The 12,539-nt window shown below is 71.6% G+C and carries 10 protein-coding genes; 6 read left to right on the forward strand and 4 right to left on the reverse strand.

The window, feature by feature from the left end:
- Positions 1-37: 37 nt before the first annotated feature.
- On the forward strand, positions 38-280 hold the full coding sequence (locus tag AB0H43_RS05120; RefSeq protein WP_359996720.1) for a hypothetical protein: 243 nt from the start codon (positions 38-40) through the stop codon (positions 278-280).
- A gap of 82 nt (positions 281-362) precedes the next feature.
- Here AB0H43_RS05120 and AB0H43_RS05125 read toward each other — a convergent pair whose 3' ends face one another.
- Positions 363-773, reverse strand: coding sequence for a hypothetical protein (locus AB0H43_RS05125; protein WP_359996723.1), 411 nt, complete (start codon positions 771-773; stop codon positions 363-365).
- Positions 774-1,091: 318 nt separating this feature from the next.
- Here AB0H43_RS05125 and AB0H43_RS05130 point away from each other — a divergent pair, with 318 nt between their 5' ends.
- Positions 1,092-2,201, forward strand: a complete 1,110-nt coding sequence (locus AB0H43_RS05130; protein WP_359996726.1) for a crosslink repair DNA glycosylase YcaQ family protein — start codon at positions 1,092-1,094, stop codon at positions 2,199-2,201.
- 93 nt (positions 2,202-2,294) lie between these two features.
- On the opposite strand, the gene AB0H43_RS05135 is transcribed toward AB0H43_RS05130, so the two are convergent.
- Positions 2,295-5,747, reverse strand: coding sequence for a discoidin domain-containing protein (locus AB0H43_RS05135; protein ID WP_359997412.1), 3,453 nt, complete (start codon positions 5,745-5,747; stop codon positions 2,295-2,297).
- Between the two features lie 245 nt (positions 5,748-5,992).
- Here AB0H43_RS05135 and AB0H43_RS05140 point away from each other — a divergent pair, with 245 nt between their 5' ends.
- On the forward strand, positions 5,993-6,586 hold the full coding sequence (locus AB0H43_RS05140; protein ID WP_359996729.1) for a hypothetical protein: 594 nt from the start codon (positions 5,993-5,995) through the stop codon (positions 6,584-6,586).
- 13 nt (positions 6,587-6,599) lie between these two features.
- Here AB0H43_RS05140 and AB0H43_RS05145 read toward each other — a convergent pair whose 3' ends face one another.
- Together AB0H43_RS05145 and AB0H43_RS05150 are read right to left on the reverse strand one after the other, a co-directional pair.
- Positions 6,600-7,235 (reverse strand): response regulator transcription factor, encoded by a 636-nt coding sequence (locus AB0H43_RS05145; protein WP_359997415.1) that lies wholly within the window; start codon positions 7,233-7,235, stop codon positions 6,600-6,602.
- Positions 7,236-7,237: 2 nt separating this feature from the next.
- Positions 7,238-8,461 carry a histidine kinase gene (locus tag AB0H43_RS05150; RefSeq protein ID WP_359996732.1) on the reverse strand — a complete coding sequence of 408 codons (1,224 nt, stop codon included), beginning with the start codon at positions 8,459-8,461 and terminating at the stop codon, positions 7,238-7,240.
- 110 nt (positions 8,462-8,571) lie between these two features.
- On the opposite strand from AB0H43_RS05150, the gene AB0H43_RS05155 reads away from it, so the two are divergent.
- The 3 genes from AB0H43_RS05155 (at position 8,572) to AB0H43_RS05165 (ending at position 12,496) form a co-directional block, all read left to right on the forward strand.
- Positions 8,572-9,309: an ABC transporter ATP-binding protein gene (locus AB0H43_RS05155; RefSeq protein ID WP_359996735.1), complete on the forward strand. Its 738-nt coding sequence runs from the start codon at positions 8,572-8,574 to the stop codon at positions 9,307-9,309.
- Positions 9,306-11,693, forward strand: a complete 2,388-nt coding sequence (locus AB0H43_RS05160) for an FtsX-like permease family protein (protein WP_359996738.1) — start codon at positions 9,306-9,308, stop codon at positions 11,691-11,693. Before AB0H43_RS05155 ends, AB0H43_RS05160 begins: the two co-directional genes overlap by 4 nt.
- Before the next feature lie 92 nt (positions 11,694-11,785).
- Positions 11,786-12,496: an SMI1/KNR4 family protein gene (locus tag AB0H43_RS05165; RefSeq protein WP_359996741.1), complete on the forward strand. Its 711-nt coding sequence runs from the start codon at positions 11,786-11,788 to the stop codon at positions 12,494-12,496.
- Positions 12,497-12,539 lie beyond the last annotated feature (43 nt).

A 12,539-nucleotide genomic window follows, 5' to 3' on the forward strand; every position in this document is an offset into this window, starting at 1 on the left:
TTGGACGAGTGCGCCCCTCTTTCATCCAGGAGTCTCGATGCGACGTCTCCTCGCGATACTCTGCGCCCTCAGCACGGCCGGCGGTGTCGCCGCCCTCGATCCAGCTCGCGCCGCGGCCGGCTCCCCCACCGACTTCACCGGCGACGGCAAGGACGACGCGATCACCTTCACCAAGGGTTCCACCAACGACGTCTGGGTCGGACTGTCCACCGGCACGTCCTTCACCGGCGGCGTCAAATGGCACGACTTCTTCGGCTTGCCGGGCGAGGCCACCCTCTGACCTGATCATTGCGCCAGCCATGCTGCTTCACCCGGCGAAATGCCCGAGTTTCCAGCATGGCTGGCGCAATGATCACCGCGAACTACGAGACCCGGCCCTGGGCCTTGTCCAGGAGGCTGTTGGACGTCGCCTTGGCCTGCCGGACACGTTCGCCGGTGGCCGCGGTGAGGTCCTGCATCCGTTCCTGGGCGGTTTCCTCGGCCGACGCCAGCGCCCGGCGGACCTGCGGCCGGCGGTACGCCTGCGCGCCCAGCCAGCCCAAGGCCACTCCGGCGCCGACCGCGGCCGCGATCATCGGCCAGGCCGGCCGGGCCGGCTTGCCCGACAACGCCGCCCAGGCGCGTACGGCGCGACGCTGGGCCTCGGAGGTCGCATCATCGAACTTCCCGCCGACGTCGTGCGCCCGGTCGGCCGCGGAGTCGCGGGCGTCGGACAACGCGTCGGACAGGCTGTGCCACCACTCCGCGGTGCGGTCATGTCTACGGGTAAACATGGGGACTCCCCTCGGACGGTTGTCCTAGGGCTACCCCGCTGTGCTGCGCCGCAAACGCCACTGTGACGTGCGGCGGCGGGTGGCGTGGACCGCCGGAGCGGTCCACGCCGAGGACGGGCTCCCACCACCAGCCCGTCACGCTCTGGTTCTCGTCGATCGGTGAGCGTGAAGGTCCCGAGCGTACGCCACGCGGCGCCGTTGTAGCGCTGGTCCACATGGACCGATTGCGTGCCACTGGCCGTGACATCGGCGTACGGATGCCGGTGCGGCCGCCTCACCCACGGCGGATTAGTCATACACACGGCCTAGGCTGGGCGAATGGTCCACGAGCTGTCCCGCCAGGAGGCGCGCCGCATCGCCGTACGCGCTCAGCTGCTCGACCGTCCCCGGCCCGATGACCTGCTGGACGTGGTGCGGCAGTTGACGCTGCTGCAGGTCGATCTCACCGCCGCCGTCGCGCCCAACGCCGATCTCGTGTTGTGGAGCAGGCTCGGCTCGACGGCGTACCAGTCGAAGGATCTGGAGACGGAGCTGGGCGATCAGCGGCTGGTCGAGGTGTTCGGGATGATCCGGCCGCGCGAGGACCTGGCGCTGTACCGCGCGGACATGGCGGCCTGGCCCGGGCCGGAGCCGTTGCGCGACTGGCAGGAGTATGTGCGGGACTGGATGGACGCCAACCGGGGCTGCCGGTTGGACATCCTGGATCGGCTGCGGTCCGACGGGCCGCTCGCCGCGCGCGAGATCCCCGACACCTGTGTGCTTCCGTGGCAGTCGAGCGGCTGGACCAACGACAAGAACGTGATGCGGCTGCTGGAGTTCATGGAGCGGTGCGGCGAGGTCGCGACCGCCGGACGGCAAGGCCGGGAGCGGCTGTGGGACCTGGCCGAGCGGATCTACCCGGACGATCGGGTCGTCCCACGCGACGAGGCGCGTCACCTCCGCGACGACAAGAGGTTGCGCTCGCTGGGCATCGCCCGGGGCAAGTCGACCGAGCATCAGATCGAGCCGAACGATGTCGCCGAGGCCGGTGAGCCGGCCGTGATCGAGGGTGTCCGCGGCAAGTGGCGCGTCGACCCGGAGCAGCTCGGGCAGCCGTTCGAGGGCCGGACGGCACTGTTGTCGCCGCTGGATCGGCTCGTCTACGACCGCAAGCGGATGACCGAGCTGTTCGAGTTCGAGTACCAGCTGGAGATGTACAAGCCGGTGGCGAAGCGGCGCTGGGGTTACTTCGCGCTGCCGATCCTCCATGGTGACCGGCTCGTCGGCAAGGTCGACGCCACCTCGGACCACAAGCGTGGGGTGCTGCGGGTGGACGCCATCCACGAGGACATCCCGTTCAGCAAGAAACTGTCGGCCGAGGTACAGCGCGAGCTCGAGGACCTCGCGGACTTCCTGCGGTTCGGCCGCCTGGAACTCCCGGTGGAGTGATCATTGCGCCAGCCATGCTGTTTCGCGGCGCGAAATGTCCGTTGATACAGCATGGCTGACGCGATGATCATGCGGCGTGCGAGACGCGAGCGGTCACCAGCCTTGCAGGCCGGCGCCGTAGGGGTAGAGCGGGTTGCCGAAGGTCGTCGGCACCGTCTGCCCGTTGGTGATGTAGGTGCGGATCGAGGAGATCTCGGCGTCGGTCGCGCCGAGGTCGTAGGGCACGTCCCAGTGCTCGTTCGCGTCGGCGAGCACGTCGGTGCCGCCGGGCTTGAGCACCTGGTCCAGCGTGCGCGGCAGTTGCCAGGGCAGCCGGCCGCGCGGCGTGTAGTCGCCGAACAGCAGGCTCGCCGCGGCCGGGCCCATCTCCTCGCCGCCTCGGTAGGTGACCACGATGGCGTCGGCCAGGCCGTTCCAGTCGCTGATCACGTAGGGCCGGGGCAGGACGAGCAGGACGACGACCGGGATGCCCTGATTCTTGTAGTTCTGGATCAGCGCGACCTGGTCGGCCGGAATGTACGGCTGTTCCTTCGCCCACGCGGTGGCATGGGTGTAGGAGGGTTCGCCGACCGCCACGATCGCCAGCTTCGGCTTCGTCGGCGCGGAGTCTTGGTAGACGTTGATCCCAGCCGCCGCTCCCCTGGCCTTGATGGCGTCGAAGAACGTCATCGAGCCGTACTCCTGATGGAAGTAGCTCGTCCAGACGCAGCAGGCCAGCCCGTCAGCCGCCCGTGCGCCGGTGACGACGACGTTGTCCCCGGCGTTGAGGCGTACGGGCAGGACGGCGCCGGTGTTCTTGAGCAGGGTCATCGACTCCCGCGCGGCCTGGTTGGCCAGCTGGGCGTACGCGGGCTGGTGCATCCGGTAAGGCCCGTTCACGGGGTCGCCGTACGCGTTCTCGAACAGGCCCAGCTTGACCTTCAGCGTGAGGATTCGGCGTACGGCGTCGTCGATCCGGCTCGCCGGGACGCTGGAGGTGAAGGTGGCCATCGAGAAGCCGGTCGCGCCCGGGTCCGCCCCGCCCATCACGTCCGACCCGGCGTTGGCGGCGGAGATCCACGGATCCCCGGCGGGCAGCCAGTCCGTCGTGATCAGACCGGTGTAGCCGAGGTTGGTGCGCAGGTAGTTCAGGATCGGCGCGCTGTTGCCCGCACCAGGGCCGCCCGGGTCCAGGAAGGAGCTTCCGGCGTACCCGGGCATGATGTTGACCGCGCCGGCCTCGATCGCGGCCCGGAACGGGATCATGTGGTACTTGATGGTGACCGCGTCGTAGGTGATGCCCGCTTCGCCGCCCGCGCCCTCGCCGGGCCAGTGCTTGACCGTCGCCAGCACCGACTTCGGGTTGAGCTCCGGGCCGCCCTGCAGTCCGGCGACCAGTGCCCGGACCTGGGCGGCGGCCACGTCGGCGTTCTCCCCGTTGCCTTCCTGGATCCGCGGGTAGATCACCTTCGTGCCCACCTCGGCCAACGGGCCGAGGACCCCGCGCGTGCCGACTTCGAGCTGCTCGCGGCGCTGCACGTCGCCCAGCTTGTAGTCGAGCAGGTAGTCACGGTTCGCGGCCAGCGCGCTCTGGGTGGGGTAGGTCGTCTGGTAGCCGTGGATGGTGTCCCCGGCCGAGATGAATGGAATGCCCAGCCGCGTCGCGGCCGAGGCCCTCAGGTAGGAGTCCAGGTCGGGGGCCTGCGCCGGGCCGAAGTGCCAGCCCGACTGCGGGAAGGCCTGGGCGTTGTAGAACATCTGGTACGCCTTCTCCGTCAGCGTCATTCGGGACAGGAGATCGTTGACCCGGGTCGCGACGGGCAGACGCCAATCTTCGTAAGGCTCGATGGTGCCGTTCTTGTTGAGATCCCGGCTGCCGTTGACGATGTTCACGCCGTCGCCCGAGGCGAGCACGGGAACGTAGACGCTGAACGTCCGGATGGCCGACGTGGTGGTCGCGCCGCTGCCGGACACCGAGGTGACGTACCACTTGTAGGTCCACCGGTCGGGCAGGTCCCAGTTCGGGGTGTAGCTGGTCCCGGTCGGCTCGGCGACCTTCGTGTAGAGGTCGAGCAGGTTGCCGGTGGCGCTGAAGTCGTAGTCGGTCCGGCTGAGGTTGATCCAGACCTGGTACCGCACCGCACCGGACACCGCCGCCCAGCTGAACGCCGGCCGCCGGGTGGTGATCATCGCCGCGTCGGCCGGGGCGGACAGCGCGAACTGGCCGGTGGTCGCGGGCGGCTTGGTCGGGCCGGACAACATCGGCGGAGTCGTGGCGCTGGTGTCGACCGAGCCGTGCACCTCGAACTCCCACAGCGAGTAGCCGTAGCCGGTCGCCCGAGCCGTGCCGTACATCCGGATGTAGCGGCCGCTCCCGGTGATGCCGAGGTTCTCGATGCCGCCGTGCCCGCTCGTCGTGGAGTAGATCGTCGACCAGGTCGTGGCGTCGGCCGACACGTCGACCCGGTACGCCGACGCGTACGCCGACTCCCAGTTGAGCACGACGCCGGTGATCGACGCGGTGCCGCCGAGGTCGACCTGAATCCACTGCGGATCACTGCCGAACGCGCTGCTCCACCGGGTCGTCGTACGCCCGTCGAGGGCGGCTGCGGGAGCGTTGCCGCCTTCGTAGGAGGACGCCTTCACCGGGGCGTACTGGGAGATGATCGGGCCGGGTACTCCCCCGCCGCCTCCGCCACCGCCGGTGGTGTTGACCGTGAACTCCCACAGCGAATAGCCCCAGCCGGTGCCCCGGGCGGTGCCGTACATGCGGATGTAGCGGCCGGTCCCGGTGACGGTGAGGCTCTGCGAACCACCGGTTCCGGTGGCCGTCGAGTAGATCGACGTCCAGGTGGCGCCATCGGCCGACACCTGGATCTGGAACGCCGTCGCGTACGCCGCCTCCCAGCTCAGCCCGACCTTGCAGACGTTCTGCGACGAGCCGAGGTCGATCCGGAGCCATTGCGGGTCGCTCGCCGCGCTGGACCACCGTGTTCCGGTGTTGCCGTCGACGGCGGCCGACGCCGGGGTGCCGGCGTTCTCCGTGGAGGAGGCGGTCGCGGTCTTGTTCAGCGCCGCGTTGGCGGTGCCGCAGCTGCCGGACCCGGCCGTCCCGTACACCTGGAACTCCCACAGCGAATAGCCGTAGCCGGTCGCCCGGACGGTGCCGTACATCCGGACGTATCGGCCGGTTCCGGCGACGGTGAGGGTCTGGGTGCCACCCGTGCCGCTGGTCGTGGAGTAGATCGAGGTCCAGGTCGCGGCGTCGGCCGACACCTGCACCTGGAACGCGGTCGCGTACGCCGCCTCCCAGCGCAGGATCACCTGGTCGATCGTGGCGGTGGCGCCGAGGTCGACCTGGAGCCACTGGGGATCGCTGAACGCGCTCGACCACCGCGTACCGGTGTCGCCGTCGACGGCCGCGCTCGCGGCGGTGCCGGCGTTCTCGGCGGTGGAGGCGGTGGCCGGCTTGCCCTGCGACAGCAGGACGGACGCGGCGTGACCGGGTTGGGCCGCGCTGATCAGAGAGGTGGCCGCGACGAGGACGGTGGACGCGAGCAGCACCATCCAACGTGGACGTCTGCGGGGTGGGCGGAGCAGGCCTGGGCGGAGGCTCATGGGCATCTCCCGGTGTGCGGGTACGCCCGGCGGCGGCGTCGCTGCCGACCGCCGGGGCGTGCGGGGACGACCGGTCGGGAAACCGGCGGATCATGCTGGAGAGCGCTCTCTCGCAGAGAATGATAGACCTACGTCCACATGTCAAGGGCAGCCCGCGCGCCCGGATGGGCCAAGATCTGGCACGATCACGTCGCATGCACCCCTTTCAGCAGTTCCTCCTGCCCGGCTTCGCTCCGGTCGCCGAAAACACCTGGGCCAACGACGAGCGGATCATCATCCAGCCGGTCTTCTTCGGCCTCGTGCCGGACCTGCCGGCCGCCCTCACCGACCTGCCGTCGCTACGACGTGGGCTGGCGAGACTGACCGCGCAGCAGGGTGGGGCGCTGATCGAGGCCGACGTGGTGCCGCTCGGCGGCCAGCCCGCGCTGCGCCAGATCGTGAAGGTGAAGCTGCAGCATCAGGAGCACGGTCAGGCGTTCCTCGGCAGCTACATCCTGCCCAAGTCCCGGTGCAGCGCAGTGCTGCGCGTCCAGGCCGCTGAGCAGGGCACCACCGGTATGCGGGAGGCGATGGTGATGGCCCAGGTCGGGCCGACGGCCTACTTCCACCCGCACCCCTACGGACCCGAGGGCGACGGCGGCCTGCCCTCGCACGTGGCGGACTCACCCGCGTACGACCCGCAGTTCCCGCAGCATCCACTGAGCCGAGTCCGTCAACTGCTGGCGCAGCTGGCCGCTCAAGTCACGGTGGACCCCCGCTTCGCCGTCCTGCCGCCCTTCCCGGGCTGAGTCCGCCGCCGGATCAGGCCCGCAGGTACGCGAGCACCGCGAGCACCCGGCGGTGGTCGTCGGCGTCCGGCGGAAGGTCGAGTTTGGTCAGGATCCCGGCGATGTGCTTGGCGACGGCGGCTTCGGTCACGACGAGGCGGCGGGCGATGGCGGCGTTCGAGCGGCCCTCGGCGACCAGTCCCAGCACCTCCCGCTCCCGGGGAGTCAACCGGCCCACCGGGTCGCGGCGACGGTCCAGCAACTGGCGTACCACCTCCGGATCGATGACGGTGTGCCCGTCGGCCACCCGGACGAGCGCGTCGACGAACTCGGCCACCTCTCCGACCCGGTCCTTGAGCAGGTAACCGGTGCCCGCCGACCGGCCCGCGTCAATCAGCTCCGTGGCGTACGTCTGCTCGACGTATTGGCTGAGCACCAGGATCGGCAGCTGCGGCCGGTCGGCCCGCAGGGACAGCGCCGCCCGCAGTCCCTCGTCGCTGAACCCGGGCGGCATGCGGACGTCGGTGACGACGACGTCCGGCTGCCGCGCCAACGCCTCATGGCGCAGCGCGTCGGCGTCGCCGACCGCCGCGACGACATCGTGGCCGAAATGCCGCAGCAGACTGGTCAATCCCTCACGCAAGAGCACCGAGTCCTCGGCGAGCACGATCGTCAGCGCCCGCACGGCAACTCCACTCGCAGCAGCGTCGGGCCGCCGGCCGGACTGGCGAGCAGGAGCCGCCCGCCGACGGTCGCGGCCCGGTCGGCCAGCCCGGTCAGACCGGTGCCCCGAGCCGGATCGGCTCCCCCGGTCCCGTCGTCGGACACCTCGACCACCAGCGTGTCCTCCTGCACCGAGGCCGACACCGACCCGGCGGAGGCGCCGCTGTGCCGGGCCAGGTTCGCCAGCGCCTCCGAGACCGCGAAGTACGCCGTGATCTCGACCGGCGCGGGCAGCCGCTCGTCGAGGCGCAGGCGCAGGTCGACCGGGATCGGCGACCGCCCGGCGACGTCGCGCAGGGCAGCGGCCAGCCCACGGTCGCTGAGGATCTGCGGATGCACACCCCGGATGAGCTCGCGCAGCTCGGCCTGGGCCTGGGCGGTCTGCTCCCGGGCCCGGTCGAGCAGGGCAGCGGCCGGATGGTCGTCGGCGACCTGCAGCCGGGTCAGGCCCAGCGTCATGCTCAACGCGACCAGGCGCTGCTGCGCGCCGTCGTGCAGGTCGCGTTCGATGCGTCGCCGTTCGGAGTCGAACCCGTCGACGAGGCGTACTCGGGACCGCATCACCTCGACGAGTTCGTCGGCCAGGGCGGCGTCGGCCGGGGCCAGCACCGCGCGGGCGATCGCCGCCCGCGCCCCGGCCCACGCCGTGATCGGGTACGCCGTCAGCGGCAGCAGGATCAGCCCGGCGACGAACAGCGCCGTACGGGTCGCCGGGGCGGCCGGCAGCTCCGCCCCGGGATCGGTCGGCTGGAGCGGGGCCGACATGAGCAGCAACGGCAGGAACAGCGACAGCCCGATGACGGCCAGATCGAGGCACCAGGCGACGCACGCGCCGAGCACGGCGTAGCCGGTCTCCCGCCAGAGGCCGGGTTCGCCGAGCCGGATCGGCGGCCGGGCGGGCAGGGGCCGGGCGTCGACCAGCCGCAGACGCCACCGCTCGAATCCGGCCAGCACGGGACCGGCGGCCGCCACGATCAGCAGCGCGACCAGCAGCAGACCCGCCAGCACCATCGGCTCTGGATGAAGCAGTTCGAGACCGGCCAGCAGCGCGAGCGGCAGCGCGGCCGGGACGAGCCCGGTCAGCAGGTAGGCCAGCGATCGCCACGGCCAGGCCGAGCGCGCCAGCCGCCACGGGGGCGAGGCGGCGGCGGACAGGGCGGTACGCGCGTTCACGGCACGAACCCTAACCTGCGCAAACGCCGAGCACAGTAGTGCTGGGTGTAGTCCTGATCCTCGCTCGCGCACCAATGTGCCGGCGGCTCGCTCGCGGTGGAGTAATCGGCATGACATCCACGGTGACGGTCCGCCTGACGGCGGTCCGCAAGACGTACGGAAGCGGCTCCGCCGCGGTGACCGCGCTCGACGGGGTGAGCGCCGAGTTCACGGCGGGCAGTTTCACCGCCGTCATGGGCGCGTCCGGATCAGGCAAGTCGACGCTGCTGCAGTGTGCGGCCGGGCTGGACACTCCCGACAGCGGCACGATCACGATCGGCGGCACCGAGCTGGCCGGGTTGTCGGAGCACGCCCGTACGCTGCTGCGCCGGGACCGCATCGGGTTCGTGTTCCAGGCGTACAACCTGGTCGGGGCACTGACCGCGGCGCAGAACGTCGGCCTGCCCCATCGGCTGGCCCGGCGCCGGCTCGATCCGGCGGAGGTGACCCGGGCGCTCGCCGAAGTCGGGCTGGCCGAGCGGGCCGGGCACTACCCGGCCCAGTTGTCCGGCGGTGAGCAGCAACGGGTGGCGCTCGCCCGGGCGCTGATCACTCGACCGGCCGTCCTGTACGCCGACGAGCCGACCGGCGCGCTCGACAGCACCAGCTCCGGGGTGGTGCTCGCGGCGCTGCGCCGCCTCGTCGGCACCCACGACCAGACCGTCGTGATGGTGACCCATGATCCGGTCGCGGCCGCCGCCGCGGATCGCGTACTCGTGCTGGCGGACGGGCGGCTCGTCGACGAGATCACCGGCGCCGATCCCGCGCAGATCGCGACCCGGCTCGTCCAGGGGACGGTGCGGGCATGATCGCGCTGGCCTCGCTGCGGCAACGGTGGCGTAGCCTGCTCGGCACCGCGGCGACCCTCGCCGTCGCGGTCGCCGTCCTCACCGTCTGTGGTCTGCTGCTCTCGTCGGCTCAGCCGGTGCTGCCCGACCAGTACGCCGCCGCGCCCGTACTCGTCCGCCCGATCCCACCCACCGACGCCGAGGCGTTCACCGAGCCTCGTCCCTGGTCGGCCGAGCACGCCGACGCCATGGCCGCCGAGCTGAGCCGGGTGGACGGCGTACGCGGGGTCGTCGCCGAGCATCGCTTCTACGCTCAGCTGCTGCGGGACGGAGCACCGGTGGGCGACGTTCAGAACGCGTCGGGCTGGCCGGCCGCTGCCCTCGGCGCGTACGCGCTGCGCTCCGGTCGCGGCCCGAGCGGCTCGGCCGAGGTCGTCGTGGACAGCCGGCTCGGAATCGCCCCCGGATCAGTGGTGACCCTGTTGACCGCCCGGGGACCGGAGACGTTCACGGTGTCGGGCACGGTCGACGCGCCGGGGCTGTGGGTGAGCGACACGCTGGCCCGCGAACGGGCGGGCGGCGTACGCCTCCTCGGCCTGCTCACCACGAAAGCCGTCGACCCGGCCGCGCTCGCCGAGATCGTCGGGCGTGACGGCGAAGTCGTGCACGGTTCCGGCCGGGCTGCGGTGGAGCCTGCCGCCGATGCGCGTACGCGCTGGATCGGGCTGCAGGTGCTGCTGGCCGTCTCGGCGTTGGGTGCCTTCGTCTCGGTGTTCATCGTCGCGTCGGCGTTCGCCTTCGCCACGCGCCGTCGGCACCGGGAACTGGCCTTGTTCCGGCTGCTGGGTGCGGCTCCCCGGCAGGTCCGGCGGATGATCCACGGTGAGGTGGTGCTCGTCGGGCTCGCCGGTGGGCTGGCCGGCGTACCGGTGGGGTTGGCGGCGGCGTCCCCCGTCGCACGGTGGCTCGTGCATACCGGCTTCGAACCGGCGACGTTCACGGTGGCGTACCGGCTGTGGATCCCGCTGGCGGCAGTGGCCGCAGGGGCGCTGATCGCGCTGTGCGGCGCGATCGCCGCCGCTTGGCGGGCGGCCCGGGTCAGTCCCCTCGACGCGCTCCGTGAGTCCGCATTGGACGATCGGCCGATGGGACGGGTGCGGTGGCTGACCGGCCTGGTCGCGCTCGCCGTCGCAGTCCTCTTCGGCGTGGCCGCCACCGACGCCGCCGGTCCCGACCTCGGCACCTACGCCTTGTACGCGGCGATGGCGTTGACGACGGCGGGCAGTCTGCTGGCCCCGGCGATCCTGCCGCCCGCCGTCCGGCTGGTGACCGTCCCGTTCGCCCGGGGTCGGGGCGCGACGGCTCTCCTCGTCCGCCAGCACACTCGCACCGCCGCCCGGCGTACCGCCTCGACCGCCGCGCCGATCCTGCTCAGCGTGGCCTTCGCCGTCCTCGTCGGCGGGATGGTCCAGACCTCGACCGCCTCCTACGGCATCGGCCGGGTCACCGACGCAGGGGCGGTCGCCGTCGTCGTGCCCAGCGACACACCCGGCCTGTCCGACGCCGCCGTCACCGCCGCCGAGGGCCGGTCCCTCTTGCCCACCGTCGTGTACGCGGGACCAGAACCGTTGTCCGCAGCGGGAATCAGCGCCGCCGAGGACGCCTTGTTCACCGTCGGCTCCGGCGACCTGGCCGCGATCCACCAGCGATCGTCCAGCAGTACGCGTCTGCCGGCAGCGATCACAGCCGGGTACGCCGACCAGAGTGGCTGGACCCTCGGCGGCACGTATCCGGTGACGGTAGCGGACGGGCAGTCGTATTCGCTGGTCGTGACGGCGGTGCTGGCCACCGGGCCGAGCCCGGCCGGCATCCTGCTCGATCGGGCCGTCGTCCGGGCGGTGGACCCGTCGGCGCTGACGGCGGCGGTCTACCGTGATCGGGCCGACCCCGCTGAGCTGACCGGACTCGGTGCGCGGCAACTCACCGGGCAGGCGTACGCCCGGGCCAGCGCGGATGCCGACGACCGCCTGGTGTGGGTGTTCACCGTGGTCCTGATCGGGGTGTCGGCCGGGTTCGGCCTGCTGGCGGTGGTGAACACGATGGTCATGGCGAGCGCCGCCCGAGCGGCGGATCTGCGGTTGCTTCGCCTGTCCGGTGCCACCCGTGCGCAGGTGCTCGGCATGCTGAGCGCCGAGACCTCAGCCGTCGTGCTCATCGGCGGCGGGCTCGGTCTGGTCGTCGCCGTGGCCGCGTTGGCAGCGCTGGCCCGCGGGCTGTCGGCCCAGATCGGCGCGACGGTGCCGATGGTGATCCCGTGGCCGACGCTCGCCGCCACGGTCGGCTTGTGCCTGGTCCTCGCGGTGGTCTCGGCGGGTCTGCCGGTCCTGTCGCGCCGCAGCGCCTAGTACGCCCAGCACGCCGAGGATGGCGGGAACGACACCCGGCCCGCCATCCTCCCCGGCTCGCAGAAGCAGGATGCGCGGCTACACTGCCCGGCGTGACGCACACTGACGCTGATCGGACCGTCGCCGAGGCCTGGGCCCGGATCGAGGCCGCGCTGCTGCGCGTACTGCCGGAGGCGGTGCCGTCGCTGCGGCCGCCCGCCTCCGACGAGGCGATCGACGCGGTCGAGGCGGCGTTGGGCCTGCCGCTGCCGCCCGACTTCCGGGCGAGCCTGCGCATCCACGACGGGACCGGGGGAAGCACGCCCAGCGCCGTCCCGCTCGACTCGCTCTACTCCACCGAGGAGATCGTCGAGGCCACCCGGATGTGGCGCGACAACTCCGACGACGATCCGCTTTGGACCGATCCCGGCGTGCTGGCGTACCAGATCGACGACAAGTCGATCCGGGTGAGCGGACCGGTGCGGCCGACGCTGACCGGCGAGAACCGGATCGCGGTCGGGACGATGAACGGCGACGTGTGGTGGCTGCTCGACCTGGACCCGCCCCGCGGCGGCACGCCCGGCCAGGTGTTCCGCGTCGATCCCGAGTGCACCACCTGGGATGTCCTCGCTCCCTCGTGGACCGCGTTGCTCCTGCGGTACGCCGACGATCTCGAGCGGTTCGCCACCGACCCGGCGACATCCACCCTGGACATCAAGGGGCACACCGGGCCGGCTTGCGAGTGGGGTGAGCAGCCCGACGCCGTGGGCATCCGCCCGGACTGGCTTCGCGACGTCGCCCCACGTGATCCATACGACGATTAGCGGACGCCTTCCGCGGGCATATCTCCGGCACCGAGAGCACGCA

The sequence above is a fragment of the Hamadaea sp. NPDC050747 genome (genome assembly GCF_040654195.1).
Taxonomy (GTDB): Bacteria; Actinomycetota; Actinomycetes; order Mycobacteriales; family Micromonosporaceae; genus Hamadaea.

Bases quoted from the DNA above. Each gene is read 5' to 3' on its own strand.
- AB0H43_RS05120 (WP_359996720.1), top strand. From the start codon at position 38: ATGCGACGTCTCCTCGCGATACTCTGCGCCCTCAGCACGGCCGGCGGT.
- AB0H43_RS05125 (WP_359996723.1), bottom strand. From the start codon at position 773: ATGTTTACCCGTAGACATGACCGCACCGCGGAGTGGTGGCACAGCCTG.
- AB0H43_RS05130 (WP_359996726.1), top strand. From the start codon at position 1,092: ATGGTCCACGAGCTGTCCCGCCAGGAGGCGCGCCGCATCGCCGTACGC.
- AB0H43_RS05135 (WP_359997412.1), bottom strand. From the start codon at position 5,747: ATGGTGCTGCTCGCGTCCACCGTCCTCGTCGCGGCCACCTCTCTGATC.
- AB0H43_RS05140 (WP_359996729.1), top strand. From the start codon at position 5,993: ATGCACCCCTTTCAGCAGTTCCTCCTGCCCGGCTTCGCTCCGGTCGCC.
- AB0H43_RS05155 (WP_359996735.1), top strand. From the start codon at position 8,572: ATGACATCCACGGTGACGGTCCGCCTGACGGCGGTCCGCAAGACGTAC.
- AB0H43_RS05160 (WP_359996738.1), top strand. From the start codon at position 9,306: ATGATCGCGCTGGCCTCGCTGCGGCAACGGTGGCGTAGCCTGCTCGGC.